The 25,620-nt window shown below is 66.6% G+C and carries 22 protein-coding genes; 14 read left to right on the forward strand and 8 right to left on the reverse strand.

Going from position 1 to position 25,620, the window contains the following annotated elements; genetic code table 11:
• The first annotated feature begins 7 nt into the window (after positions 1–7).
• The 6 genes from ACFVJ3_RS02210 (at position 8) to ACFVJ3_RS02235 (ending at position 6,579) form a co-directional block, all read left to right on the forward strand.
• Positions 8–718 carry a TetR/AcrR family transcriptional regulator gene (locus ACFVJ3_RS02210; RefSeq protein WP_378450490.1) on the forward strand — a complete coding sequence of 237 codons (711 nt, stop codon included), beginning with the start codon at positions 8–10 and terminating at the stop codon, positions 716–718.
• A gap of 347 nt (positions 719–1,065) precedes the next feature.
• Positions 1,066–1,713 (forward strand): IclR family transcriptional regulator, encoded by a 648-nt coding sequence (locus ACFVJ3_RS02215; RefSeq protein ID WP_378450491.1) that lies wholly within the window; start codon positions 1,066–1,068, stop codon positions 1,711–1,713.
• Between the two features lie 184 nt (positions 1,714–1,897).
• Positions 1,898–3,118, forward strand: coding sequence for a CaiB/BaiF CoA transferase family protein (locus ACFVJ3_RS02220; RefSeq protein WP_378450633.1), 1,221 nt, complete (start codon positions 1,898–1,900; stop codon positions 3,116–3,118).
• Positions 3,119–3,206: 88 nt separating this feature from the next.
• On the forward strand, positions 3,207–4,550 hold the full coding sequence (locus ACFVJ3_RS02225; protein WP_378450492.1) for an SLC13 family permease: 1,344 nt from the start codon (positions 3,207–3,209) through the stop codon (positions 4,548–4,550).
• A gap of 26 nt (positions 4,551–4,576) precedes the next feature.
• Positions 4,577–5,443 carry a hydroxymethylglutaryl-CoA lyase gene (locus ACFVJ3_RS02230; RefSeq protein WP_378450493.1) on the forward strand — a complete coding sequence of 289 codons (867 nt, stop codon included), beginning with the start codon at positions 4,577–4,579 and terminating at the stop codon, positions 5,441–5,443.
• A 242-nt stretch (positions 5,444–5,685) separates the two neighbouring features.
• Positions 5,686–6,579: a LysR family transcriptional regulator gene (locus tag ACFVJ3_RS02235; RefSeq protein WP_378450494.1), complete on the forward strand. Its 894-nt coding sequence runs from the start codon at positions 5,686–5,688 to the stop codon at positions 6,577–6,579.
• On the opposite strand, the gene ACFVJ3_RS02240 is transcribed toward ACFVJ3_RS02235, so the two are convergent.
• The 4 genes from ACFVJ3_RS02240 to ACFVJ3_RS02255 are packed head-to-tail and all read right to left on the reverse strand — an operon-like array spanning position 6,519 to position 9,751.
• Positions 6,519–7,388, reverse strand: coding sequence for a LysR family transcriptional regulator (locus tag ACFVJ3_RS02240; RefSeq protein WP_378450495.1), 870 nt, complete (start codon positions 7,386–7,388; stop codon positions 6,519–6,521). The two genes, ACFVJ3_RS02235 and ACFVJ3_RS02240, sit on opposite strands and share 61 nt — an antisense overlap.
• A gap of 41 nt (positions 7,389–7,429) precedes the next feature.
• Positions 7,430–8,173, reverse strand: coding sequence for a 3-oxoacyl-ACP reductase FabG (gene fabG / locus ACFVJ3_RS02245; RefSeq protein ID WP_378450496.1), 744 nt, complete (start codon positions 8,171–8,173; stop codon positions 7,430–7,432).
• Between the two features lie 14 nt (positions 8,174–8,187).
• The gene (locus ACFVJ3_RS02250) at positions 8,188–9,378 is read right to left on the reverse strand and encodes an acyl-CoA dehydrogenase family protein (protein ID WP_378450497.1); all 1,191 of its coding nucleotides are present in this window, start codon (positions 9,376–9,378) and stop codon (positions 8,188–8,190) included.
• 22 nt (positions 9,379–9,400) lie between these two features.
• Positions 9,401–9,751 (reverse strand): 4-coumarate--CoA ligase, encoded by a 351-nt coding sequence (locus ACFVJ3_RS02255; protein WP_378450498.1) that lies wholly within the window; start codon positions 9,749–9,751, stop codon positions 9,401–9,403.
• 231 nt (positions 9,752–9,982) lie between these two features.
• Between ACFVJ3_RS02255 and ACFVJ3_RS02260 the strand changes: the two genes are divergently transcribed.
• From ACFVJ3_RS02260 to ACFVJ3_RS02275, 4 genes are read left to right on the forward strand one after another with little or no spacing between them, the layout of a single operon-like run.
• Positions 9,983–11,152: an acyl-CoA dehydrogenase family protein gene (locus ACFVJ3_RS02260; protein WP_378450499.1), complete on the forward strand. Its 1,170-nt coding sequence runs from the start codon at positions 9,983–9,985 to the stop codon at positions 11,150–11,152.
• A 4-nt stretch (positions 11,153–11,156) separates the two neighbouring features.
• Positions 11,157–12,380, forward strand: a complete 1,224-nt coding sequence (locus ACFVJ3_RS02265) for an acetyl-CoA C-acetyltransferase (RefSeq protein WP_378450500.1) — start codon at positions 11,157–11,159, stop codon at positions 12,378–12,380.
• 46 nt (positions 12,381–12,426) lie between these two features.
• Positions 12,427–12,879 carry a MaoC family dehydratase gene (locus ACFVJ3_RS02270; protein ID WP_378450501.1) on the forward strand — a complete coding sequence of 151 codons (453 nt, stop codon included), beginning with the start codon at positions 12,427–12,429 and terminating at the stop codon, positions 12,877–12,879.
• A gap of 18 nt (positions 12,880–12,897) precedes the next feature.
• Positions 12,898–14,094 (forward strand): acetyl-CoA C-acetyltransferase, encoded by a 1,197-nt coding sequence (locus ACFVJ3_RS02275; protein ID WP_378450502.1) that lies wholly within the window; start codon positions 12,898–12,900, stop codon positions 14,092–14,094.
• On the opposite strand, the gene ACFVJ3_RS02280 is transcribed toward ACFVJ3_RS02275, so the two are convergent.
• Both ACFVJ3_RS02280 and ACFVJ3_RS02285 read right to left on the reverse strand, forming a co-directional pair.
• Positions 14,091–15,527: an MFS transporter gene (locus ACFVJ3_RS02280; RefSeq protein ID WP_378450503.1), complete on the reverse strand. Its 1,437-nt coding sequence runs from the start codon at positions 15,525–15,527 to the stop codon at positions 14,091–14,093. The genes ACFVJ3_RS02275 and ACFVJ3_RS02280 overlap by 4 nt on opposite strands.
• A complete protein-coding gene (locus ACFVJ3_RS02285; RefSeq protein ID WP_378450504.1) occupies positions 15,511–15,939 on the reverse strand; it encodes a MarR family winged helix-turn-helix transcriptional regulator in 429 nt (142 codons plus the stop codon). The genes ACFVJ3_RS02280 and ACFVJ3_RS02285 overlap by 17 nt, the downstream gene beginning before the upstream one ends.
• A 209-nt stretch (positions 15,940–16,148) precedes the next feature.
• On the opposite strand from ACFVJ3_RS02285, the gene ACFVJ3_RS02290 reads away from it, so the two are divergent.
• Complete coding sequence (locus tag ACFVJ3_RS02290; RefSeq protein ID WP_378450505.1) at positions 16,149–19,415, forward strand: protein kinase; 3,267 nt, start codon at positions 16,149–16,151, stop codon at positions 19,413–19,415.
• Positions 19,416–19,436: 21 nt separating this feature from the next.
• On the opposite strand, the gene ACFVJ3_RS02295 is transcribed toward ACFVJ3_RS02290, so the two are convergent.
• Complete coding sequence (locus tag ACFVJ3_RS02295; RefSeq protein WP_378450506.1) at positions 19,437–19,694, reverse strand: hypothetical protein; 258 nt, start codon at positions 19,692–19,694, stop codon at positions 19,437–19,439.
• Between the two features lie 317 nt (positions 19,695–20,011).
• Here ACFVJ3_RS02295 and ACFVJ3_RS02300 point away from each other — a divergent pair, with 317 nt between their 5' ends.
• The 3 genes from ACFVJ3_RS02300 (at position 20,012) to ACFVJ3_RS02310 (ending at position 24,417) form a co-directional block, all read left to right on the forward strand.
• The gene (locus ACFVJ3_RS02300; protein WP_378450507.1) at positions 20,012–21,835 is read left to right on the forward strand and encodes an amino acid permease; all 1,824 of its coding nucleotides are present in this window, start codon (positions 20,012–20,014) and stop codon (positions 21,833–21,835) included.
• Positions 21,832–22,722 carry a universal stress protein gene (locus tag ACFVJ3_RS02305; RefSeq protein ID WP_378450508.1) on the forward strand — a complete coding sequence of 297 codons (891 nt, stop codon included), beginning with the start codon at positions 21,832–21,834 and terminating at the stop codon, positions 22,720–22,722. Before ACFVJ3_RS02300 ends, ACFVJ3_RS02305 begins: the two co-directional genes overlap by 4 nt.
• A gap of 87 nt (positions 22,723–22,809) precedes the next feature.
• Positions 22,810–24,417 (forward strand): SLC13 family permease, encoded by a 1,608-nt coding sequence (locus ACFVJ3_RS02310; RefSeq protein ID WP_378450509.1) that lies wholly within the window; start codon positions 22,810–22,812, stop codon positions 24,415–24,417.
• On the opposite strand, the gene ACFVJ3_RS02315 is transcribed toward ACFVJ3_RS02310, so the two are convergent.
• The gene (locus ACFVJ3_RS02315; protein WP_378450510.1) at positions 24,418–25,614 is read right to left on the reverse strand and encodes a TetR/AcrR family transcriptional regulator; all 1,197 of its coding nucleotides are present in this window, start codon (positions 25,612–25,614) and stop codon (positions 24,418–24,420) included. It abuts the gene before it with no gap.
• Between the last annotated feature and the right edge of the window lie 6 nt (positions 25,615–25,620).

Consider the following 25,620-nt stretch of genomic DNA (forward strand, 5'->3'; position numbering starts at 1 on the left):
GAGCAGGATGGCGAAGGACACCGCCCGCGCCACGCCGCCGGAGCGGACGACGCGGCGTGAACGCAAGGGGCTGCAGCAGGAAGCCGCGGTGAAGGCCGCGTTCGAACTCGCTCAGCGTGACGGCGCCGCGGGGCTGACGATGCGTCGCCTCGGCGAGGAGCTGAAGGTCGATGCGACGACTCTGTACCGGCTGTTCCGCGACAAGGACGAGTTGCTGCTGGCCGTCTACGACCATGCGACCGCCGTCGAGCTCGAGGAGATCGGGGAGGTGCCCGACAGTGAGCACTGGCAGGACACGTTGCGGCGCATCGCCGATCGGATCTGGGCGACCGCGGTCCGCTCTCCTGCCATCGCGGCGCTGACGTTCGCCCGCACGACGGGCGGTCCGGCAGAGCGCCGAATGGTCGAGCTGATCCTCGAGACGTTCGCGCGGTCGGGTCTGTCACGCGAAGCCACGGTCCGGTACTACCGGGCATTCGCCGACTCCGTGCTCGGGCTCGCCGGGCAGGTCGCCGTACTCGCTACCCTCGACCCCGAGATCCAGGCGAAGGATGCCGCGTCATGGACGCGCATCTACGCCCATCTTCCTGACGGCGAGTATCCGACGGCCCGCGCCCACATCACGGAGCTGACCAGCATCGATCGTCGGACGATCTACGATCTGGTGGTCGAAGCCGTGCTGGCGGCCGCCGAGCGCGAAAGCGTCGAGTCGGTCTAGCTATTCGTGAGCGGGCTCGAACAAAACCGTTCGTGCCGGACGCATGAGCATGGCGACGGTGGTGTCGCTGAGCACCTCACCCCATCCGCCCACGCTGCACGCCGATCGCGCATCGAGGTTGACGCACGCGGCACGCGGTTCTCCGGCGAGCGCGGGTACCCAAAGGACGGTCGCCTGATCTCATTGTGCCCGGACCACGCATGAGATGCCGCGGGCAGACGAATCGGTTTCGCCCGGTGGACCGCCGTTTTGCGGGTGCTCGAACGCTAGGATCGTTTGACACAAACAGTGGACATGAACCATGCAGTTCGCGGTCGCGGACACGGTTTCCTCGGGAGAGACGGGCAATGGCGGACGAGCAGCGCAAGGCGGTCGGTGTCTTGTCGCGCGCGTTCGCCATCATCGATGCTGTCGAATTGCGACCGATGATTACCAGCGAGCTTGCACGCACGGTCGGCTTGTCGAAGTCGACCACCCAACGTCTCGTGGCCGATCTCGCGCACTATGGCTACCTGCGTCGAGATGCTGAGGGCCGGTATTGGCTCGGGTATCGCTTCACTGCGGCGGGTATGACAGATATCGCCCTGCCGGTCCTTCGGGAGCTGAGCGAGAGCACCGGGGAGTCCTCGCAACTGTGGGTGAGGCGCGGTGACCTGCGCTTGTGCGCTGTCAGCGTCGAGTCGTCGAACGAACTGCGGGCCACCATGCCGGTCGGCACCACATTTCCGCTGGCGGAGGGGTCGAGCGGTCACGTGCTGGCCGGCGATTTCGACAACGACCCCGCCGCGCGACGCCGCGGCTGGTGGCAGACGCTCTCCGAGCGGGTTCCCGGACTCGGCTCGGTCAGCGCACCGGTACGAGTGCACGGCGAGATCGTCGCGTCGGTGTGCGTGTCTGGCCCGCTGCATCGGCTCGGTGACGATCCCGGAGCCCGCCTCGGTTCCTCGGCAGTCGCCGCTGCTCATCGCATCGAAAAGTCTCTCCTCGACGCCTGACCCCCGGGCCGCCACTCGCGGCGGTGCGTGGGTCTCTTCTAGTCATTTCCACGCGTGCTGGTCGGCATACACCGTTGCGCTCTGTGACCCGGCGCACTATGGTTGCCCCATTATTCGGGCCAGCATGACCCACATAATGGGCCAACCAACTGTTGATCACATCGCCGACAGAAATCGGAGCATCATGAACAACACCACCACAGGTCCGCTCGACGGCATCACCGTCCTGGAGCTGGGTAACTTCATCGCAGCACCCTTCGCGACTCGGCTGCTGGCCGATTTCGGCGCCGAGGTCATCAAGATCGAGCGTCCCGACGGTGGTGACGAACTGCGCGGCTGGCGCCGCAGCAGGGGCACCACCTCGATGATGTATCGCACCATTGCCCGCAACAAACGCTCGGTGACACTCGATCTGAAGAGCACCGAGGGCCAGCAGTTGGTCCTGGACCTGGCCACCAAGGTCGATGTCGTGATCGAAAACTTTCGCCCCGGCACACTCGAGCGCTGGAACATCGGCCCCGAACAGTTGCAGGCAGCTAACCCGGACATCGTCCTGGTCCGGATCTCCGGTTACGGCCAGAACGGACCCTATGCGCAGCGCGCCGGATTCGGTGGAGTCGCTGAGGCGTTCGGCGGATTGCGGTATGTGACCGGCTATCCCGACCGTGAGCCGGTGCGTCCGGCGGCACCGCTGGGCGACACCCTCGCCGGTCTCTACGGTGCGGTCAGCGCGTTGATGATGCTTCTGGCCAGAGCTCGTAGCGGCGACCACCCCCGGCCCAAGGTCGCCGATGTCGCACTCTACGAATCGGTCTTCATGGCGATGGAGTCGCTGACCGCCGACTACGACGCCTACGAAATGGTGCGCGAGCGCACTGCCGGCAATCTGCCCGGTGTGGTGCCCAGCGGCTCCTACCCGTGTGCCGACGGCTCGGTTCTGATCGCCGGAAACGCCAGCGCGGTCTTCGCCCGGCTGATGAACGCCGTCGGCCGCCCGGACCTGGCCAATGATCCAGACCTGGTCGACGGCACCAAACGCTACCTGAGGGAAGACGATCTCGATGAGGCGATCGTGGCATGGACGACGACCCGATCCACGAAAGAAGTGGTCACCGCACTGTCCGACGCCGGTGTCCCGGCCAGCGACGTCTACGACGCTGCCCGCATCGTCTCCGACGAGCACTATCTGGCCCGCGGGATGATCCAGCCGTTCAAGGTCGACGTCGAAGGCGGCTCACCCGAGGAGGTGCGCTTCCCCGGCGTGGTACCTCAGTTCGACGGCCAGGCAACGAAAGTCGGATGGTTGGGGCCCGATCTCGGGGCCGACACTGAACCCGTGCTGAGTCGGATGCTGGGTCTGACGCCCGATCGCCTGCACACACTGCGCACCGCCGGCGTGATCTGACCCGCCGGCGTCCGCCGCGCCTCTGCCCCTGCTCCTTGGTGCAGCCGCACCTTTCCCGTCTGCCCCCGCACGGAAAGAACACGGTCCCATGGTCTATGCCATCTCCATCCTCGCCCTCGTACTGATCTTCACCATCGCCACCAAGGTGCCGATCAACATGGGCATCCTCGCCTTCGCCGGCGCCTTCCTCGTCGGCGGATGGGTCTCGGGGATCCCGATCGACGACATCGTCGACGCCTTTCCCGGCGACATCTTCCTGATCGTCGCCGGCATCACCTTGCTGTTCGCCATTGCCAAGGCCAACGGCACCATCAACATCATCGTCGAATCGGCCCTCCGACTGGTCCACGGACGACGATGGGCACTGGTGTGGATGATGTTCCTGCTTTCCGGCACGCTGATGGCGCTGGGATCACCAATGGCGGCAGGCATGCTCGCCCCCATCGCGATGCGGCTGGCCGGGAGAAAGAAGATCAACCCCCTGCTGATGGGCATGGCCATCAACCACGGCGCCCTGGGCTGCGCGTTCTCACCTATCACGATCTACGGCGCCTTCGTCAACGGATTGATCAAATCCGCCGGCTATCAGGCGAACCCACTGCTGCTGTTCATCGTTCCCTTCGCACTGAACGCCCTGTTCTTCGCCGTCCTGTTCGCCATCTACGGCCGCGACCTGCTCCACGAGCTGCCCGAGGACCGTGACGACGTCACCGGCGGCGGCGCAAGCTCACCGACCCGCCCTCACCCCAACCCCGGCGCCGTCCCCGGATCTGGCACCGCCTCCGCGACCGCCGTCCTGCCCGACGTCGACGTCGACGTCACCGGCCGCACCCCGTTCAACCGGGAACGGGCCGCGACCCTCATCGGAATCCTTCTCCTGGCAGTAGGTTCGGTGGCCTTCAACGTCGACGTCGGCGTCAGCTCGATCTGCATCAGTACTGTTCTGCTGCTGATGGCCCCGAAAAAGATGCCCCGGATCGAAGACAAGGTGGCCTGGCCGGCGGTCGTGCTGGTCTGCGGCATGCTCACATACATGACGGTGCTCAAACAAAACGGCACCCTCGACTTCCTCGGCGACGCCGCCACCCACCTCGGCTCCCCCTTGGCCGCCGCGTTGATCCTGCTGTACGCCGTCGCGATCATCTCCGCGGTCGGCTCCTCGATCGGCACCCTGGGTATCGCGCTGCCGCTGGCCGCACCCATGCTCGCCGCAGGGGAACTGGGCACGCTGGGATTCATCATCGCGCTGGCCTTCGCGTCCACAGTCGTCGACGTCAGCCCCTTCGCCACGAACGGGTCCATCGTGGTGGCCGAGGCCGACGTCAAAGACCGCCAACGGTTCCAACGCAACGTCCTCGCCTACTGCGGTCTGGTGGTGCTCATCGCCCCACTGGTGGCCTGGGCCCTGATCGTCGTTCCCACCTCACTCTGACCCGGCCACCCAGGAAAGGCATTCCCATGCGCGTCACCATCACCGATGTCGTCCTACGCGACGGTCTCCAGGACGAGGACGTTCTTGTCGCCACCGACGACAAACTCACCATCGCCGACGCGCTGGTGGCAGCCGGAATCCGGCAGATCGAAGCCGTCTCCTTCGTCTCGCCCACCCGCGTCCCGCAGATGGCCGACGCCGACACCCTCATCTCCCGGTTGCAGCCCTACCGCGCCACTACACAGGTCAGCGCATTAGCGTTGAACGCGACCGGGATTCACCGTGCTGTGGCTGCCGGAGTGGACGTCGTGCACATCGCGGCCTCGGCCAGTTCCGCGCACAGCCAACCCAACGCCGGCAAGTCCGCCGCACAGGCCCTCGAGGATCTGTCCCAGGCGGTGGCCAGCTACCCGGAGCAACGGTTCCTCGGCGGGGTTTCCACCGCGTTCGTCTGCCCGTTCGAGGGCATCATCTCACCCATGCGCCTGGTGGAGGTCGCCGAACAGTTCGCGGCCATGGGGATACGCGCCCTGGGGCTGGCCGACACCCTGGGCACCGCCACCACCGAGCACGTGCTCACCGCGGTGGGCGCCGTCCGCGAGTCACTGCCCGACATCACCATCGGACTACACCTGCACAACGCCGACGGTCAAGCGCTCACCACCGCCCTGCACGCAGCACACCACCTGGGCATCGAACACTTCGACAGCGCGGTCGGCGGATACGGTGGGTGCCCGTTTGCGCCGGGCGCACACGGCAACCTCGCCACCGAGGAACTGGTCGCGCACTTCCACAGCCACGATGTCGACACCGGCATCGATCTGAACCAGCTCACCGCCGCAGCATCGACGGTCAAGCGCATCATCGCCGATTCACCGCAGCTGTCGAAGTAACGATCGGCTGGATCGGTTATTAATTGGCAAGCGCCTACGACCCCCGTAGCCCAATGGGATGAACGCGAGCGGTGTGGATGCGCGGCGTGTGGGTAGTGCATCGCGGTGGGAGTCGGAGTCGATCCGCCCGACACCCCACCGCCTACCTGCGCGACGTTCGACTCGACCGGGTACACCGCGGCGCACGCATCTCGGTAACCGGCCGTGGTCTCGTCGAACATCATGGCCGCTAGACTCGACCGGTGGACATCCGGGACGCCGAGTACCTCGTCGCCGTGGCCGATCACGGCAGCATCACCGAGGCCGCGCGGGCGCTGTTCATCGCGCAGCCCTCGCTGTCGCAGGCGATCCGCACTCTCGAGCGCGATCTGGGTGTCGAACTGTTCGATCGTGGAGGACGGAAGCTGCGGATCACCCCGGCGGGCACATCGTTCGCGCATGCGGCGCGGCAGGTCCTCGCCGATGTGGAGCGGGCGCGGGCCGTCGTGCACGACGTCGCGGAACTGCGGTCCGGCACGCTCACGATCGCTGTTCTCAATTCGCTTGCCGCCGATCCGCTTCCGCGCATCGTCGGCCGGTTTCATCGGCAGTTCCCGCGCGTGGTCCTGGCCACGGTGTCGGCGGACGTTCCCGACGGCGTGGGCCGCGCGGTCCGGTCGGGAGAGTGCGACCTCGGGCTCACCGAACTGCTCGTCGACCACCAGGGTCTCGAGTTCCGGATGGTGGGGGAACAGGAGATCGTGCTCGCACTCCACGCCGATCTGGCGATCGAATTACCCGATCCGGTGCCCGTCGAACTGCTTGCCGACATTCCGATGATCGTCGAGATCGGGTCGCGTCCACGACTGCCGGTGAACAACATCGCCGTCGAGTGTGCGCATCGTCAGTCGATGTGGGAACTGGTTGTGCAGGGCGCGGGGGCGACCCTGCTCCCGAGGCGCGTCGCCGAGCAGGAACTGCCGGGGGTCGTGGTGCGCTCGCTCGCACCGCCGGAGGTGCGCACCATCGGTCTCGTCCATCGACCGGATCCGCTTCCGCCCGCGGCGGCGGCGTTCATCGCCGCACTCGACGACGCTCACGGCGCGAGTGTGTCGAGGAATGCCCGTCCGGCCGGAGACAGCCGGGCCTCGTCGTAGATCACCCCGTACGCGGCGGTGATCGGCGGGTCGAGGGTGCAGATCCGGGCTCCCCCGACCGCGGCCCGTTCCGCAAGGGTGCGTTCCATGAACGACATTCCCACACCCTCGACGACGAACGCGCTGACGGCTTCCCGCTGCTCGACGACGGCCGACATGACCGTCCGGCTCCCTGCGGCCTGCAGTGCCTTCTCGATGACGGTGCGCGACGACGACTCCTTGGGCAGCCCCACCACGGGAATATCCGGAAGATCGTGGAGGGGGAAGGGGTCCCGCCAGGCGATTTCGGCGTCCCGCGGAACCACCAGCCAGTACTCGTGAATTCCGAGGGCACGCGTCGTCAATCCGGCTGCAGCGAAGGGGAAATGACTGAAGGCGATCTCGCAGTGCCCGTCTCGGATCAGCGACGCGATGACGTCGACCGGTCGCAGGTCGGCGAGCCGGACGACCACGCCGGGATACTGCTTGCGGAAGGACCCGATCAGTTCCGTGACAGGGCCTTCCGCCACGTGCGCCGACGCGCAGATGTCGAGTCGGCCGCGCGGCAGTCCCGAGACGTCGACGAGCGAGCTCTCGGCGGCCACCAGGTCTCGCACGATTTTCCGCGCCGGACCGACGAATGCCTTTCCCGCCGCACTGAGCACCAGGCCGCGGCCGACGCGGTGGAACAGTTCGACACCGAGATCACGCTCGAGATTGCGCAGCCCCTTCGACAACGACGGCTTGGTGACGCCCAGGGCCTCGGCCGCGAGCGCGAGGCCGTCGTTGTCGACGGTGGCGAGAAAGTACTCGACGTGTCGCGACTCCACCAGTGCAGACTACTGCGTACGACGCGTCGATCCGCCGGTTGTCAGATGTGACGTCCGCCGGTGACTTCGAGAACGGTGCCGGTCATGTAGCTGGACAGATCGGACGCGAGGAACAGCGCGACGTTCGCGATCTCCTCGGGCTCGGCACCGCGGCCCATCGGGACCTCCTTGAGCTTCGCCTCGATGATGTCGGCGCGCAGGGCGCGGATCATGTCGGTGTTCACCACGCCGGGCTGGATCGCGTTGACCCGCACACCGAGGTGGGCGACCTCCTTCGCGGCCGCCTTGGTCAGGCCCACCATGCCGGCCTTCGCGGCGCTGTAGTTGGTCTGCCCGACCATGCCGACCTTGCCCGAGATCGACGAGATGTTCACGATCGAACCCTTGCCGGCCTCCCGCATCGCGATCGATGCGATCTGGGTGCCCAGCCACGCGCCCTGCAGGTGCACGTCGATGACGGAGCGGAAATCGGCGAGCGACATCTTGCGCATCGTCGCGTCGCGGGTGATGCCGGCGTTGTTGACCCACACGTCCATCGCACCGAACGCGTCGAGCGCCGTCTTTCCCAGGTTCTGCATCTGATCCGGATCGGTCACGTCGCAGGCGACGGCGACGGCCTGGAAGCCGTCGGCCTCCAGCTTTCCGGCGGCGGCCTTGACGTTCTCGGCGTGCATGTCGCCGAGGACGACCGACGCGCCCTCACTCGCGAACTTCCGGGCCATCTCGAAACCGATGCCCTGGGCTGCGCCCGTGACGACGGCGACCCGTCCCTCGAGAAGTGTCATTGATTCTTCCTTCCTCAGTTGTACGAACGCAGCAGCCCGCGGCTGATGATCTGCTTCTGAATGTCGCTGGTGCCCTCGCCGATGAGGAGGAACGGTGCCTCCCGCATGAGGCGTTCGATCTCGTATTCCTTGGAATAGCCGTAACCGCCGTGGATCCGGAAGCTGTCCTGCGTCACCTCCGAGCAGAACTCGCTCGCGAGGTACTTGGCCATCCCGGCCGCGACGTCGTTGCGCTCCCCGGAGTCCTTGAGCCGCGCCGCATTCACCATCATCAGGTGTGCCGCCTCGACCTTGGTCGCCATCTCCGCGATCCGGAAGGCGATCGCCTGGTGTTCGGCGATCGGCGAGCCGAACGTCTCCCGCGTCTTCGCATACTTCACGCCGAGTTCGAACGCGCGCTGGGCGATCCCGCAGGCGCGGGCGGCGACGTTGACGCGGCCGACCTCGACGCCGTCCATCATCTGCCGGAAGCCGCGGCCCGGGTCGCCGCCGAGGATCGTGTCTGCCGCGGCCCGGTAGCCGCTGAACACCATCTCGGTGGTGTCGATGCCCTTGTAGCCCATCTTGTCGAGCTTTCCGGGGATCGTCAGCCCGGGCAGCACCTCGCCGAACCCGGCGGGCTTCTCGATGAGGAACGCGGTGAGGTTGTCGTGGGGCTTCGCCGCCCCCTCCTCGGTGCGGACCAGCACCGCCACCAGCGTCGACGACCCGCCGTTGGTGAGCCACATCTTCTGGCCGTCGATCACGTAGTTGCCGTCCGCTGCCCGGGCCGCCTTGGTCCGGATGGCGGCGACGTCGGAACCCAGTTCGGGCTCGGACATCGAGAACGCGCCGCGCAGTTCACCGGTCGCCATGCGCGGCAGGTAGTGGGCCTTCTGCTCGGGTGTGCCGTGATTGGCGATCATGTGCGCCACGATGAAATGGGTGTTGATCACCCCGGACACGCTCATCCAGCCCCGCGCGATCTCCTCGACGCACAGTGCGTAGGTGAGGAGGGATTCCCCGATTCCGCCGTACTCCTCGGGGATCGTGAGCCCGAACAGGCCCATCTCCTTCATCTGCTCGACGATGGCCGTCGGGTACGTGTCGGAATGTTCGAGCTCCTGCGCCTGCGGAATGATCGCCTTGTTCGCGAACTCTCGTACCGCTGCGATGATCTCGCCCTGGGTATCCGTGAGCCCGGCGGTCTGCGCCAGTCGTGTCATCGTTCCACCTGTCCCGTATCCATCAATTCTCCGTACTCTGCTCGGCGTGCACGTCGTTCAGGCGGTCGCGCAACGCGGACCGCAGGACCGCACCCCGCGGAGACAGAGGCAACTCGTCGACGAAAACCACCTCGCGCACCTTCTTGTACGGCGGCACCGTGGCCGCCACGAACTCGATCAGTTCCTCGGCGGTGATGCGCGCCGTGGTTTCTGCCACCACGAACGCGACAGGCATCTCCCCGACCCCGGGAACGGAGCGGCCGACCACCACGACGTCGAGAATCCCTCGTCGTGACAGCAACAGCTGTTCCAGTTCGTGCGGATCGACGGTGTAGCCCTTGTAGAGGAGTGCGTCCTCGGGTCTGCCAACCATGTCGAATATCGAGTTCCATCTCGCCGGGAAATTTCATTGTTCGCGAATATGCCCGGACAATTCCTCCGGACACTGACACCTATTGAAGTGCCTCGGACCGCCGTGGTCAAAGACGCTGAAGGAAACCGACAGTTGCCCTCTTCCTATGGGTCGTAAATGCCGTCTGCGCTGCGAGTTCTCGTCCGCGGCGCTCGCTTGACAGCGAGGCCGGGTTGCTGGATATTCACCTTCATGGCTGAACGTGAAGTGAGTGACGACGACTTCAAGGACATTCTCGCGCAGACGAGAACCTTTATTCAGAAGGAAGTAATTCCCCGGGAAAATGAAATCGCGGAAAAGGATCTGATTCCGGACGACATTCGCCGCAAGGCGGCGGAGATGGGTCTGTTCGGGTACGCCATCCCGCAGCAGTGGGGCGGGCTCGGTCTCGACCTCACGCAGGACGTGGAACTGGCCATGGAGTTCGGGTACACGAGCCTGGCGTTGCGGTCGATGTTCGGCACCAACAACGGGATCGCCGGCCAGGTGCTGGTGAATTTCGGTACGGACGAACAGAAGTCGGAATGGCTCGAGCGCATCGCGTCCGGTGACGTGGTCGCGTCGTTCGCGCTGACCGAGCCGGAGGCCGGGTCGAACCCGGCGGGACTTACCACCCGCGCCGTCCTGAAGGACGGCAAGTGGACGATCAACGGCACCAAGCGGTTCATCACCAACGCACCGTTGGCCGATCTGTTCGTGGTCTTCGCCCGCACCCGACCCGCCGACGAGACCGGCACCGGCATCGCGGTGTTCCTCGTTCCCGCCGATACCGCCGGTGTCGTGGTCGGGCCGAAGGACAAGAAGATGGGCCAGGAAGGTGCCTGGACCGCGGAGGTCGCGTTCGACGACGTCACCGTCCCCGAATCCGCCCTGGTCGGCGGCAGCGAAGAGGCCGGCTACCGCGCCGCCATGACGTCGCTCGCCCGGGGTCGCGTGCACATCGCCGCCCTCGCCGTCGGCAGCGCTCAGCGGGCGCTCGACGAGTCGGTCGCCTTCGCGGCGGTCACGAAGCAGGGCGGCACCCCGATCGGTGACTTCCAACTGGTGCAGGCCATGCTCGCCGACCAGCAGGTGGGCGTGTCCGCGGGCCGCGCGCTGGTCCGGGACGCGGCGCAGAAGTACGTCAGCGGTGAGGACCGTCGTATCGCCCCGTCCGTGGCGAAGCTGTACTGCACGGAGATGGCCGGCAAGGTCGCCGACCTCGCGGTGCAGGTCCACGGCGGCACCGGGTACATGAGAGACGTTCCGGTGGAACGGATCTACCGCGAGGTCCGCCTCCTGCGCCTGTACGAGGGCACCAGCGAGATCCAGCGTCTCATCATCGGCGGCGGACTCGTCCGCGAAGCGAAGAAAGCACTCTGAACCCATGTACGAAGCAGTGATCTGTGAACCCGTCCGCACCCCCGTCGGGGGATTCGGCGGCGTATACCGCGACGTCCCCGTCACCACCCTCGCCTCGACGGTGTTGAAGGGCCTGATCGAGCGGACGTCGATCACGTCCGAGGACATCGACGACGTCATCTTCGGTCAGGGCTACGCCAACGGCGAGGCGGCGGCCATCGGCCGGATCGCTGCGCTGGACGCCGGCCTCGACGTCACCGTGCCCGGCATCCAGCTCGACCGCCGCTGCGGCTCCGGGCTGCAGGCGGTGATCTACGCGGCCATGCAGGTGCAGACCGGGATGAGCGATCTGGTGATCGCGGGCGGCGCCGAGTCGATGAGCCAGACCGAGTTCTACAGCACCGGAATGCGTTGGGGCGTCAAGGGTGCGTCGGTGGAATTCCACGACCGATTGGCCAAGCCCCGCACCAACTCCGGCGGTGTGAACTTCCCCGTCGAGGGCGGCATGATCGAGACCGCGGAGAACCTGCGCCGCGAGTACTCGATCAGCCGCGAGGAGCAGGACGCGTACGCCGCCGAATCCCACGCGCGTGCGATCCGCGCCCAGGAGGGCGGCCTGTTCGACGCCGAGACGATCCCGGTGACGGTGGCGGGCAGGCGCGGTAAGTCCGACGTCGTCGTCACCACCGACGAGCAACCGCGCCGTGATGTCACGGCGGAGTCGTTGTCGGCGTTGCGACCCATCCGGTCGCGCGTCGACCCGGAGGCGACCGTGACCGCGGGCAACGCGTGCGGCCAGAACGACGCGGCCGCTGCCGCGATCGTGACCACCCCCGAGAACGCGGAACGTCTGGGCCTGCGCCCGTTCGCCCGGCTCGTGAGCTGGGGCGTCGCCGGAGTGGAGCCGAACCGGATGGGCATCGGCCCGGTCCCGGCCGTGGACAAGGCCCTCACCCGGGCGAAGCTCACCCTCAACGACATCGATCTCCTCGAGATCAACGAGGCGTTCGCAGCGCAGGTGCTGGCGTGCGCGCGGGAGTGGAAGTTCGACGAGTCCGACATGCGAGACCGGTTCAACGTCAACGGATCCGGCATCTCCCTCGGTCACCCCGTCGGCGCCACCGGCGGTCGTATCCTGGCCAACCTGCTCCGTGAACTCGACCGCCGCCAGGCCCGCTACGGCATCGAGACGATGTGCATCGGCGGTGGGCAGGGCATCGCGGCCGTGTTCGAGAACGTCAACATCTAGCCGTTTCCACTTCCGCCCGTTACCGGACCGACCCGAAAAGAGTGTCATGCGCGTATTCCAGGGAATCGACGACGTCGAATCCGCAGTCGGCGAACATCTCGGCCACAGCGACTGGCTCGAGATCACGCAGGAACGCGTGAACGTGTTCGCCGACGCCACCGGCGACCACCAGTGGATCCACGTCGATCCCGAGCGTGCCGCCGAGGGCCCGTTCGGCGCCCCCATCGCCCACGGCTACCTCACGCTGTCGCTGCTGCCGAAGCTCGGCGCCGACCTCATGCGCGTCGACGGTGTGAAGCTGGTGATCAACTACGGTCTCAACAAGGTTCGCTTCCCCCAGCCGGTGAAGGTCGGGGCGAAGGTGCGGGCCGGTGGCGAGATCGTGTCGTTCGAGCACACGAAGCAGGGCGCGCAAGTGGTCGTCAAGTACGCCATCGAGATCGAGGGTGCGGACAAGCCGGCGTGCGTCGCCGAAACCGTCCGCGTCCTGGTTCCCTGAGACTCGAGGAAATAACACATGCGAAGAGCAGCACTGGTCGCCCCGGTCCGCACCGCGGTCGGCCGCTTCGGCGGAGCACTGCGCGACGTCCCGGCAGAGACGTTGGCCGCCAGCGTGATCAAGGAGACCGTGGCGCGGTCCGGGATCGACCCGATCCTCATCGAGGACGTCGTGATGGGGCAGTCGTACGCCAACTCCGAGGCCCCGTGCATCGGCCGGTGGGCGGCTCTCGAGGCGGGACTACCGATCAGCGTCGCCGGACTGCAGACCGACCGTCGCTGCGGCACCGGACTTCAGGCCCTCGTGACCGCGTCGATGATGGTGCAGACCGGCGCGGCCGACGTCGTGCTCGCCGGTGGCGTCGAGTCGATGAGCAACATCGAGCACTACACGACCGGTGCCCGCTGGGGGACGCGCGCCGGATCGCTCAACCTGTACGACCGCCTCGACCGCGGTCGGGAACGCTCCCAGCCGGAGTGGCGGTTCGGGAAGATCAGCGGAATGATCGAGACCGCCGAGAACGTTGCCGCACGGTGCGGAATCGGCCGTGAGGAGTCGGACGCGTTCGCGGCCGAGAGCCACGCCAAGGCCCACGCCGCTTGGGAGGCAGGAAAATTCAACGACGAGGTGATCGAGGTGAAGATCACCGACCGGAAGGGCAACGTTTCCGTCGTGGCGCGGGACGAGGGTATTCGCCCGGAGACCACGCCCGAGACCCTGTCGCGGCTGCGCAGTGCACTCAAAGACGGTGTCGTCACCGCGGGTAACGCGTCCCAGCAGAACGATGCGGCGTCGTCGATGCTCGTCGTCGCCGAGGACCAACTCGACGAACTCGGGCTCGAGCCGATGGGTTTCCTCACCGGGTGGTCCGCCGCCGGGTGCGAACCGGCGCTGATGGGGCTCGGACCGGTCGCGGCCACGTCCAAGCTGTTCAGCAGGACGGGTGCGAGCTTCGACGACTTCACGCTGATCGAGCTGAACGAGGCCTTCGCGTGCCAGGTGCTCGGGGTCCTGAAGGAATGGGGATTCGACGACCGGGACCGCCTCAACGTCAACGGGTCCGGGATCTCGCTCGGGCACCCCATCGGTGCAACCGGCGCGCGGATGACAACCACCGCACTGCATGAATTGCGGCGGCGTGGCGGCGGCAAGGCGCTTCTCACGATGTGCATCGGTGGCGGGCAGGGAATGGCCGCCATCGTCGAAGGGGTCTAGAGGCGACTGGAATGGCGCTCCGCCGGCTCCGACATCGGGGTCGGCGGACGCGACATCACATGATTGACCAGGAGTGCGACGAAGACGACCGCGCACCCGATGGCACCGACGGCGAGAGCGAGCTTGATTCCGTCTTCGGTGGGAAGTAGGTCCGGTGCCAGGTTCGCGGCGAGCACCGCACCCGCGGTGGCGCTGCCGAACGAACCGCCGACGGTGCGCAGCACCTGGTTGAAGCTCACGGCGCTGCCGAGTTCGGTGTCGGCGACGCTGCGGGCGATCAGGGCCGGCATCGCCGCGTACGTCATGCCCATCCCGGCCCCGAACCCCAACATCCCGATCAGGATTTCCCACAGCGCGTTGTGGGCGACCCAGAGGAGCACGCTCGAGGCCGTCACGAGGCCTGCACCGACGAGCAACAGGGTCCTCATGCGGATCCGGTGCGAGACCGCGCGGACGAGTCGGTTCGCGCCGAAACTTGCCACCGAGAGGGGAAGCATCACGAATCCGGCCCAGAACAGGGGCAACCCGATGCCGTATCCGGTGGAGGCGGGCGCCTGGGCGATGAGGCTGCCGATCGAGAGTCCGATGTACATCGCGGCGCCGAGGCCGATCGCGGTGCTGTTCGCGACCAGCACGTCACCGTTGCGCAGTACCCGCAGGTTGATCAGCGGGTACGGGGTGCGCAGTTCGACGAGCGACCACGCCGTCAGCAGTGTCGCCGCACCGGCGAAGAAGCCGATGGTCCACGGCGAGCCCCAGCCCCACCGGGAGCCTTCGCTGACGGCGACGAGCAGGGACGCGAGTCCGAGACCGACCAGCAGTGCGCCCGGGACGTCGAGTGTGTTGCATGGTGCCTGCTCGTCGGGGCCCGCGGGAACGACACGCCAGACGACGAGGATGGTGGTGATCAGGAACAGTGCCGCGAACCAGAAAGCGAAACGGAACCCGAGAAGGTCGGCGAGGATGCCGGTCAGGGGGTATCCGAGTCCCAGGCCGGTCGTCACCGTCACCGACAGGCTGGAGATGCCGATCCGGGCCTGGTTGTCGGGGAGATAGCGGCGGGCGAGAGCGATTGTCACCGGAACGATTCCGTAGGTGAGTCCCTGCAACGCGCGTCCGATCAGGAACACGGTGAAGTTGGGAGCGGCCGCGGCGACGATCGAACCGACGAGGATCGTGGTCAGGGAGCACAGGAGCAGGCGCTTCTTGTGGGGCCCGTCGCTGAGCCGGCCCATGATCGGTGTTGCCACCGCCCCGACCAGGAGGTTGACGGTGAGCATCCATTGGCCGGTGCTCACCTCGACGTGCATGTCGTGGGAGATCGTGGGCACCAGGAGCATGCCGAGTGAGCTGACGATCGCGGTGGTCAGGGCGGCATACGCCAGGGCCGGGAGTAACCGGGGGTGTGTCGTGGACTCAGTAGCCGGGGGCATCGTCCACCAACTTGCGCAGAATCGGGACGACCGAGTCGAGAGTCTTCTTCTCGTCGGCCGTCAGCCGCTCCGCGATGGCGTGTTCCAGCCAATCCAGGCCTTGCGACCGCTCCTGCGCCAGCCTCTCCCGGCCGGCATCGGTGAGCTCGATCCAGATCCGGCGTCGATCCTGCTCGTCGGGTGTGCGCTCGACCAGACCGAGATTTTCGAGTTCGCGCACGGCCGTGGCGATCGCCTGGGGGCTGATCCTCTCGGCCGCCGCGAGGGTCGAGGCAGACGTTCGTCCGTGCTTCGACAGGTATGCGAGCACGCCGATCTTGCCGACGGAGATCGTCCTGCCGGTGGTGAGCTGACGCCAGATCGGGCGCAGCGCTTCCCGCAGGACCTGCGCGGTGGCCTGTTCGGTGATCATGAGCAAAGCGTACAACCAAATTGATCAACCTAATTGACTAAATGGTGAGACTCACACCTGGCACGGCCAGGATCGCCCGCACCGATCACCGTCAGCGATATCCTCAGAAGGACGCCATCGAGAGGTGAGTCCACGGTTGTATCCGCGCTGGTCGTGCCGTCGGGGCCAGTGCGCGGAACCACGAGCCGACGGAGTGAGTAGACCGTCCGATGGGTGAAGGTGATCCGCTCGACACTCAGCGGTACCCGCCGTCACCGGCGGCGGAGCTGGCAGGCACCGGCTTCGACGAGGTCCAGGAGATCGGCCGCGGCGGTTTCGGTGTGGTCTACCGCTGCACCCAGAACGACCTGGACCGCACGGTGGCGGTGAAGGTGCTCACCGTGGAACTCGACGACGAGAACCGGGCCCGATTCTTCAGGGAGCAGCGGGCGATGGGGCGGCTGACCGGGCATCCGAACATCGTCAACATTCTGCAGGTCGGTGCCACCGACAGCGGACTTCCGTACATCGTGATGCCCTTTCACCCGCAGGATTCGCTGGAGGCCCTGGTCCGGACGGACGGTCCGCTGCCACTCGATCAGGTTCTGCGGTTGGGGGTGAAGATGGCCGGTGCGGTGGAGTCGGCGCACCGGCTCGGCATCCTCCATCGCGACATCAAACCCGCGAACATTCTGCTCACTGATTACGGCGAGCCGGAGTTGGCCGACTTCGGCATCGCGCACATCAGCGGCGGCTTCGAGACCGCCACCGGCGCCGTCACCGGGTCGCCGGCCTACACCGCGCCGGAGGTGCTCGCGGGTAACCCCCCGAGCCCGGCCGCCGACGTCTACGGTCTCGGTGCCACCCTGTTCAGCGCCCTCACCGGCCATGCCGCGTTCGAACGCCGCAGCGGTGAGCAGGTGGTCGCCCAGTTCTTGCGGATCACCACGCAGGAGGTGCCCGACCTGCGCGAGCACGGAATCCCGGACGATGTGTCCGACGCGATCGCCCGGGCGATGTCACGCGAGCCCGGTGCGCGCCCGGCCACCGCCGCCGACTTCGGGGAGGAACTGCGAGGTCTGCAGCGCGGTCATGGCTTTCCTGTCGACGAGATGGCGCTGCGCGTGGAACCCGATGCGCGGGGGAACGGGGAGCAACCGACCTCGCGCGGCGGACGATTGTCGCAGCCTCCCTCCACGCTGGGCGCGACGGGAAGTCTCCCCCTGGAACTGACGAGTTTCGTTGGCCGCCGACACGAGCTCACCGAGGCGAAGAACCTGCTGACCGGGTCGCGGCTGGTGACGTTGACCGGGATCGGCGGTGTCGGCAAGACCCGGCTGGCGATGCGGATCGCGTCCGCTGTGCGGCGCGAGTACTCCGACGGTGTGCGCCTGGTCGAGTTGGGTGAACTGCGCGACGGGTCGTCGCTGGTCGATGCGGTGGCCGCCGCCGTGGGGGTACGGGACCACTCGGCTCGGCCGTTGCGCGAGGTCCTACTGGCGCACCTGGCGGTACAGGAACTGCTTTTGGTTCTCGACAATTGCGAGCAGGTGGTGGATGCGGTCGCCGAACTCGCCGGCCCCCTGCTGCGGGTGTGTCCGCGGTTGCGGATTCTGGCTACCAGCCGCGAACCGCTCGGTATCGGTGGGGAGGCGGTGCTGCGGGTCCCCCCGCTGGCTGTCCCGGATCCCGAGCGGAAACCCTCGCTGCGGGGTTTGCCCAAATACGATGCGGTGTCGTTGTTCGTCGAACGCGCCGCTGCCGCGGTTCCGGGGTTCGCGCTCACCGAGGACAACTTGGCGGCGGTGGCGGGGATCTGTCACCGGCTCGACGGGTTGCCGCTGCCGATCGAATTGGCGGCGGCGCGCTTGCGGGCGATGTCGCCCGAGCAGATCCTGGGCCGGCTGACCGACCGCTACGCCCTGCTGACCCGTGGCAGCCGGGGTGCGCCGACGCGGCAGCAGACGCTGCGGTTGTGTATCGATTGGAGTTTCGAGTTGTGCACCGCCGGTGAGCAACTGGTGTGGGGTCGGGTGGCGGTCTTCGCGGGAAGCTTCGAACTCGATGCCGCGGAGCAGGTGTGTGGCGCGGGCCTGGCACCGGACGAGTTGCTGGATACGCTGACGTCTTTGGTGGAGAAATCGATCCTGATCCGGGAGGAGCACGGGTCGGTGGTGCGCTTCCGGATGCTCGAGACTCTCCGCGAGTACGGTTACGAGAAACTCGAACAGACCGGTGAGGCTGTGGCGTTGCGTCGCCGGCACCGGGACTGGTACGAGGCGTTGACGCTGGATGCGGAGTCCGAGTGGATCAGCGCACGCCAACTCGACTGGATCGTCCGGCTGAAGCGGGAACACGCGAATCTGCGGGAGGCCCTCGAATTCAGCATCGACGACGACCCCGCCGCCGGCCTGCGCATCGCCGTGGCGCTATTCCTGTTCTGGAGCTCCCAGGGCCTCTACAACGAAGGGCGACGGTGGTACGACCAGCTGCTCGCCCGCCAGAGCGGCCCCCCCACCTTGGATTCGATCAAGGGGCTCTACAGCCACAGCGTAATGGCTTTCGCTCAAGGCGACCTCCAGGCCGCGACAGCGCTCGTCGAGGAGGCGCGGACTCTCACAGCCGACACGAGTGACCCCCTACTGCGCGCCTACGTCGACTGCGCCGACGGCATGCTGGCCCTCTACAGCGGTGATCTCGTGCGAGCGTGCTCGCAACTGGACATCGCGCTCGCCGAGTTCACCGAACGCGGAGATCGAATGCTCCAAGTAGCCATCCTGTACCCGTTAGGTCTGGCCCATGGACTGTCCGGCCGGACGGACCAGGCGATCGAATGCCACGAACGTGCGCTCGCGATCACGGAAACGCACGGCGAGACGATGTATCGATCGCATTCGCTGTGGGCCTTGGGAATTGCCGTGTGGCAGCAGGGTGATGCACATCGTTCGGTGCAACTTATCGAACAATCACTGGAGCTGACCAAGAAGGTGCGTAGCCCCCGCGTCGCTGCAGCCTGCCTCGAGGCGCTGGCGTGGATCAGCTTCGAGCAACACGACGCGCTCCGGGCCGCAGTGCTGATGGGAGCTGCGGACGGGATGGCGCGGTCGATCGGCAGTACTGCGGTCATCCATTCCAATCTGATTCGCTACCAACAGGAATATGCAGAGAAGGCCCGGCAGGAACTCGGGGACACACCATTCGGAGCGGCCCACCGCAAGGGTGAACAGCTCGGCTTCGACGCGGCGATCGCCTACGCCCTCCACGAGCAACAGGCCGGTACGCACAGGCCCCACGCCGACGCGTCGACGCGACTGACCAAGCGGGAACGCCAAGTCGCCGCCCTGATCGCCGAAGGCCTCACCAATCAGGCCATCGCGGACCGCCTGGTGATCTCACCCCGCACCGCGCAAGGGCATGTGGAGCACATCCTGGCCAAACTGGGCTTCACTTCCCGCACACAGGTCGCGGCCTGGGTCGTGGAGCGGGGGCACGATTAGGTCATCAGTTCTCGCGGGGAGTCACCGAGGAAGCCATTTCCACGGCTTGTCCCAGTGCCCGGGTGGCGGCACGAACGGAAGCTGTCCCAGCTGGCCCGGCGGTGGGATGAACGGCAGCTGCCCCAGCTGTCCGGGCGGTGGAACCACGTCGGGTACCGAGACACCGGGAATCGGCGGTGGCCATGGATCAGCATTCGCCGTGCCGGTGCCGAGCCCCAGTGCGCCGAAGCCCAGCGCACCGGCGATCACGGCTCCCGCCACGGTCTTCTTCGAACTCATCGTGAACTCCTTCTGCGGCTGCTCCACCTCGTTCCGTGGGGCGAGCGGCGTGCCGGTTGCAACCTTCTATTGTCCGCACTTCTGAGGGCGCTGTCGCTTGCCCGGGGCGGAAGTTCCGGTGCACTCACGCTCAGCGCGCACCAGATCCACCTGTCCGAACCCGCTCGGTGGACGGACGGCGCGGCTTACGATTGAGACTCAAGCCCTGCGGCTCATTCCCTCTGGTCGCGCGCCCAGCCGAGTACATCCCACGGAATCCGACAGCCGGTCTCGCCAAGAGAGCGTGCAGCCGGTGCGTCGAGTATCGGAGGGATGCAATGAGTGCAACACCCACTTTGAAGAAGGCGCTGAGCCAGCGGCAGCTGACGATGATTGCGATCGGCGGGGTGATCGGCGCAGGCCTGTTTGTCGGCTCGGGCGTCGTCATCGGTGACACCGGGCCGGGGGCCTTCATTACCTACGCGCTTGCCGGGGTCCTGATCATCATGGTCATGCGGATGCTGGCCGAGATGGCGGTCGCCAATCCGTCGACCGGGTCGTTCGCCGATTATGCCCGCGCCGCGTTGGGCAACTGGGCCGGCTTCTCCGTCGGCTGGTTGTACTGGTACTTCTGGGTGATCGTCGTCGGTTTCGAGGCGATCGCCGGCGCGACGATCATCCAGTACTGGATCGACATCCCGCTGTGGTTGTCGGCGTTGGTTCTGATGATCCTGATGACCGCGACGAATCTGTTCTCCGTGTCGTCGTTCGGCGAGTTCGAATTCTGGTTCGCCGGCATCAAGGTGGCCGCGATCGTGGTGTTCATCGGGCTGGGCACTCTGTTCGTTCTCGGGGTGTGGCCGAACAAGTCGCTCGACTTCTCGAACCTGTGGAGCCATGACGGGTTCCTGCCGTTCGGCGCCATGGCCATCACCGTCGGTGTGGTCACGGTGATCTTCTCCATGGTCGGGGCCGAAATCGCGACGATCGCCGCCGCGGAATCGGCGGACCCGGAGCGTGCGGTGACCAAGGCCGCGAACTCGGTGATCGTGCGGATCGCAGTGTTCTTCGTCGGCTCGACGTTCCTACTGGCGACGATCCTGCCGTGGAACGACGAGGCGGCAGCGGCGTCCCCCTTCGTCGCCGCGTTCACCGAAATGGGGATCCCGTACGCCGACCACATCATGAACGCCGTGGTGTTGACGGCCGTGTTGAGCTGTCTCAACTCGGGCATGTATACCGCGTCCCGCATGTTGTTCGTCCTCGCTGCGCGTCGGGAAGCACCCGCGCAGCTGGTCAGGGTGACCCGTCGAGGGGTGCCGGCTACCGCGATCCTCGCCTCCTCGGTCGTCGGTTTTCTGTGTGTCATCGCCGCGGCAATCTCACCGGACACCGTCTTCGCGTTCCTGCTGAACTCCAGCGGTGCGGTCATCCTGTTCGTGTACCTGCTCATCGCCGTATCCCAGATCGTGCTGCGGTACCGCACGCCGGACTCGGAGCTACGGGTCAAGATGTGGTTGTTCCCGGTGTTGTCGATCATCACCGCGGCCGCGATCGTGGCGATCCTGGTGCAGATGTATCTGCAGGACGATGTGCGGTCGCAACTGGTGCTGAGCCTGCTGTCGTGGGCAGTCGTCATCGTGCTGTTCCTCGCGAACAAGTGGTTCGTGGGCCGGCGGCCCGTCGTCGAAGGGGTCGCGGCGACGACACGACCGCACCGCGTGCTGGTGCTGGCGAACCAGACCGTCCAGTCCAAGGAAATGCTCGACGAGCTTCGTCGCATCGACGCGGATCGGGATGCCACCTACTTCGTGGTCGTGCCGGCCAGCCCGATCGAGACCGGAACTGCCGCCACCCACGGTCCGCTCGACGTCGCGGAAGCGACCCGAGAGGTCGCACAACGGCGGTTGGACGACACGCTGGCGACACTCCGCGCGGAGAACCTCGTCGCCGACGGCGAGTTGGGCGACTACCGGCCGCTGCGGGCCCTGGCCGCGGCCGTCGACTCGTTCCGTCCGGATCAGATCGTCATCTCGACGCTGCCACCCGAAGAGTCGGTGTGGCACCGCTTCGACGTCGTGGACCGCGCACGCGCCGAGCACAGTGTGCCGGTGACGCACGTCGTCGTCACCCCGGTCGCCGCAGAGGGATCCCCCCGATGACGATCATCGCCGGCTTCAGCTCGAGCCGTCAGGGGACCGCGCCCCTCAACCTGGCGGTGCAGATATCACGCTGGACCGGTGACAAGGTTGTGGCCGCGGCGATCGTGGAACGGCCGTGGCCTGCGAAAGACGACCCCATCGAACGCGAATACCTGGGCTACGTCACCGAGCAGGCTTCGCACGCCCTGGACAGGGTGGTCGGCCAGCTGCCCGGGGGCCTGGAGATTCCCCGCCTCGTCTACCAATCCAATTCCATTCCAACAGGTTTGATCGAACTGGTGGCCGACCACGACGCGCGTCTCGTCGTTGTCGGGTCGTCGTCGTCCGGGTTGCTGGGCAGGGTGACGCTGGGCAGCGTCACCGAACGGCTGGTCCATACCGCGGCGGTGCCCGTCGCGATCGCTCCGCGCGGCTACCCGCCGGTGCCGGAGTCGATCCGCCGGATCACCGTCGCGTACGGAGGCGAGGCCGATGTCAACGGCCTCGTAGCTGCCACCGCCGAACTGGCCAGGCAGTGGCCGGTGCAGTTGCGGATCGTGTCGTTCACGGTGCGGCCGATGACGATGTTCGGCGGCGCGATCGAGCGTTCGACGGAGGACCTCGTCGTCCAACAGTGGGCACGCCGGACGCGCGACGATATCATCAAGCAGCTCAACGTAGTTCGTGCCCGAATCCCCGTTCCCGACGTCGACGTCGTGGTCGGCAGCGGCCACGACTGGCGTGAAGCGGTGGAGGCCGTCTCCTGGGAAGCCGGCGACATGCTGGCGCTGGGTTCGGGCGCAGCCGGGCCTGCGGCCCACGTGTTCCTCGGCTCGGCCGCCTCGAAGATACTGCGTCACGCCCCGGTGCCCGTGCTGATCGTTCCCAGAAACAAGTCGGCGGCCTAGGCGTCGGAGAAAACATGCCGTGACACGACTAGCACGCTCGTTCACGGGTACTACTTCCGTACCGATCCGTGTAGCAGGGGAGGGACGATGACAGCCGAGAACCAGGGCGACCGCACCGACGTCGACAAGGCGTTGCTCGGGCATGCCACCTATCGCAGCCTCGGTGAACAGCAGCTCTCACCGGCCGAGGAGCGGTTCGAGAAGGGGCGCCGCACGATCGGGCTGTTTCTGGCGCCGCTGGTCACGATCGTCTTCCTCGCCCTGCCGATCGACATACCGCCGCAGCAGCAGACGTTGGCCGGCGTGCTGCTCGGCGTCATCGTGTTGTGGGTGACCGAGGCGGTACCAATCCCGATCGCCGGGCTGCTCGGGGTGGCGGTGGTGGTGTTTCTGGGGGTGGCGCCGGCCGACGAAGTCCTCGCCGCGTTCGGGTCGTCGACGACGTTCACGTTCATCGGGGCGTTCATCCTCGCTCAGGCGATGCTCAAACACGGCGTGGCGCGACGCTTCGCGTTTCGGATCCTGACCCTGCCGCGCGTCGGCCAGTCCACCACCGGCGTGATCGTCGCGTTCGGCGCGATCACGTGCGGGCTCTCGGCGTTCGTATCCAACACCGCGACCGTGGCCATGCTGCTGCCCACTGCGCTGGGAATCCTCGGCGTCATCGCGAAGCTCATGCAGCGCCGCGGCGTCGTCGCAGCGGACTTCGACCCGTTGCGCGTCAGGGTGGGTGCCGCGATCATGCTGATGCTCGCGTACAGCGCAAGCGTGGGCGGCCTCCTGACTCCGGTCGGGAGCCCGCCCAACCTCATCGGACGCGGTCTCATCGAAGAGGCCACCGGGGAACGGATCAGCTTCGGGCAGTGGATGGCGATGGCAATTCCGATCTGCCTGCTGATGTTCATCGCGCTCGCCTTCATCCTGCTGCGCCTCAACAAGCCGGAGATCCGGCGCATCGAAGGCGTCGCCGACTACCTGGCGGAGCAGCGCGCAGAAATGGGCCCGCTGTCTCGTGCCCAGAAGAACACGCTCATCGCGTTCGGAGTCACGGTGACGCTGTGGATCCTGCCCGGTGTCGTCGCGGTGATCGCCGGCAACGACTCGGATCTCTACAGCACGATCAGCGACCGACTCGACGAGGGAATGGTCGCGGTCTTCGGGGCATCGTTGCTCTACCTCCTGCCGACCGATTGGAAGGATCGCGAGTTCACGCTGACCTGGCGGGACGCAGCGCAGATCGACTGGGGCACGATCGTGCTGTTCGGCAGCGGCATCATGTTCGGCTCACTGCTCGCAGACACCGGCCTCGCCGAGACGATCGGCACATCCGTCGCGGACTCGCTGGGCCTGACGAGCGTTGTCGCCATCACCGTCTTCGCCGTGCTGCTCGCCATCGCGGTATCGGAGACGACGAGCAACACCGCGTCTGCGGCGGTCGTGGTGCCGATCGTGATCCCCGTGGCGCTGGCGGCCGGTGTCAACCCCTTCGTGCCTGCGCTCGCGGCAACGTTCGCCGCATCGTTCGGCTTCATGCTGCCGGTCTCGACGCCGCAGAACGCCGTGGTCTACGGCTCCGGCGCCGTTCCGATCACCACGATGATCCGAAGCGGTATCGCCTTCGACATCGTCGGCGCGATTCTGATCATCGTCTTCCTGCCCTTGATGATCGGCCTGGTCGGTCTCGGCGGTGGATGATCAGTCGGTGCGGACTCCCAGTACCCGAAGTGCCAGGTCCTCGATCTCGTCTCGGTACTGCGGTCGAGCGTGCAGGTGCCGCAACCGGGAAAGGGCGTTGATCAGGTCGATCGCGGCGAGCACCGTAGTGCGGGTCTCGTGGGTGTCGGCACCGAGGAGATGCACCCACTCGTCGATGTACTCGCGTTGTGCTGTGAGGGTCTGCGACTGTGCCTGGGCGGGCAAATTGGTCGACTCCTCGATGAGGATGCCGATGGCACTGTCGGGTGCCGACACCGCCGTGGCGTACGAGTGCACCACCCGACTGAGGGCGTCCTCGCGGGATCGCGCCCCGGCAAGCGCCTGGACCAGGCCCATCCGCAGGGTCTCATTGCCGCGCGAAAGAATCGCCTGGAGCACCTCGACCTTGCTGCCGAAGTAGGTGTAGATGCTCGAGCTCGCCATTCCCGCTCCGGCGCCGATGTCGTCCATCGTCACCGACTGGTAGCCGCGCCGCCGGAACAGGGAGATTGCGGCGGTCAACAGGGTCTCTCGACGGGAAGCGTGAGCGAAGCCGGAGACGTGCGCCTCCTCCGCGGGTACCTCCACGGTGTGCAGGATCGGTGCGCTCCGCAGCCTTTCGCACAGCTCCAGCAGCAGGCTTTCCAAGCGTTTGCGCGGCAGGGTTGTTCGGTGCCGCGCGGGACTGAGTGCGACGCTCGACAAGGCCCAGGCCAGCACGTCGGCGTCCGCAGCGGTGAGGTCGGGGCGTTCGGCGCGGAGGGCGCCGGCGATGCGTGCCACGACCGACTGGACGGCCGTCCGCACCTCGGTCCGGCGCTCGGGGACGAGGTTGCGGGATTCCTGGTCGAACAAGACGGCGCGGAAGTCGTTGTCGAGGCAGTAGCGGAGCAGGGCCAGGCAGTTCGCGGCCGAGTCCTCGGGGTCGATGTCGTCGAGGGTGGCCATGATCGACGAGGCGGCATTGAGTATCGCCTGTGCAAGGAGGTCCTGCTTGTTCGGGAAATGGCGGTACAGCGCCCCCGCGGTGATTCCCACCGCGGACGCGATGTCCTCCATGTTCACCCCGTGGTAGCCGCGTCGTCCGAACTGCTCTCGGGCCACAGTGATGATCTGCGCTTTTCGGTTGCGCGGCCGCGGCGTCTTCTTGGCGGTCGGCTCGACAGCAGGTGTGTCGTCCGATGTGTCGATCGTCATTGCAGC

This window comes from Rhodococcus sp. NPDC127593 (genome assembly GCF_042671975.1).
Taxonomy (GTDB): domain Bacteria; phylum Actinomycetota; class Actinomycetes; order Mycobacteriales; family Mycobacteriaceae; genus Rhodococcus_F.

Coding starts and splice junctions, on each gene's coding strand:
- ACFVJ3_RS02310 (WP_378450509.1), top strand. CDS start 22,810: ATGACAGCCGAGAACCAGGGCGACCGCACCGACGTCGACAAGGCGTTG.
- ACFVJ3_RS02305 (WP_378450508.1), top strand. CDS start 21,832: ATGACGATCATCGCCGGCTTCAGCTCGAGCCGTCAGGGGACCGCGCCC.
- ACFVJ3_RS02270 (WP_378450501.1), top strand. CDS start 12,427: ATGCGCGTATTCCAGGGAATCGACGACGTCGAATCCGCAGTCGGCGAA.
- ACFVJ3_RS02255 (WP_378450498.1), bottom strand. CDS start 9,751: ATGGTTGGCAGACCCGAGGACGCACTCCTCTACAAGGGCTACACCGTC.
- ACFVJ3_RS02280 (WP_378450503.1), bottom strand. CDS start 15,527: ATGCCCCCGGCTACTGAGTCCACGACACACCCCCGGTTACTCCCGGCC.
- fabG (WP_378450496.1), bottom strand. CDS start 8,173: ATGACACTTCTCGAGGGACGGGTCGCCGTCGTCACGGGCGCAGCCCAG.
- ACFVJ3_RS02230 (WP_378450493.1), top strand. CDS start 4,577: ATGCGCGTCACCATCACCGATGTCGTCCTACGCGACGGTCTCCAGGAC.
- ACFVJ3_RS02290 (WP_378450505.1), top strand. CDS start 16,149: ATGGGTGAAGGTGATCCGCTCGACACTCAGCGGTACCCGCCGTCACCG.
- ACFVJ3_RS02285 (WP_378450504.1), bottom strand. CDS start 15,939: ATGATCACCGAACAGGCCACCGCGCAGGTCCTGCGGGAAGCGCTGCGC.
- ACFVJ3_RS02275 (WP_378450502.1), top strand. CDS start 12,898: ATGCGAAGAGCAGCACTGGTCGCCCCGGTCCGCACCGCGGTCGGCCGC.
- ACFVJ3_RS02250 (WP_378450497.1), bottom strand. CDS start 9,378: ATGACACGACTGGCGCAGACCGCCGGGCTCACGGATACCCAGGGCGAG.
- ACFVJ3_RS02220 (WP_378450633.1), top strand. CDS start 1,898: ATGAACAACACCACCACAGGTCCGCTCGACGGCATCACCGTCCTGGAG.
- ACFVJ3_RS02260 (WP_378450499.1), top strand. CDS start 9,983: ATGGCTGAACGTGAAGTGAGTGACGACGACTTCAAGGACATTCTCGCG.
- ACFVJ3_RS02315 (WP_378450510.1), bottom strand. CDS start 25,614: ATGACGATCGACACATCGGACGACACACCTGCTGTCGAGCCGACCGCC.
- ACFVJ3_RS02210 (WP_378450490.1), top strand. CDS start 8: ATGGCGAAGGACACCGCCCGCGCCACGCCGCCGGAGCGGACGACGCGG.
- ACFVJ3_RS02215 (WP_378450491.1), top strand. CDS start 1,066: ATGGCGGACGAGCAGCGCAAGGCGGTCGGTGTCTTGTCGCGCGCGTTC.
- ACFVJ3_RS02300 (WP_378450507.1), top strand. CDS start 20,012: ATGAGTGCAACACCCACTTTGAAGAAGGCGCTGAGCCAGCGGCAGCTG.
- ACFVJ3_RS02295 (WP_378450506.1), bottom strand. CDS start 19,694: ATGAGTTCGAAGAAGACCGTGGCGGGAGCCGTGATCGCCGGTGCGCTG.
- ACFVJ3_RS02265 (WP_378450500.1), top strand. CDS start 11,157: ATGTACGAAGCAGTGATCTGTGAACCCGTCCGCACCCCCGTCGGGGGA.
- ACFVJ3_RS02225 (WP_378450492.1), top strand. CDS start 3,207: ATGGTCTATGCCATCTCCATCCTCGCCCTCGTACTGATCTTCACCATC.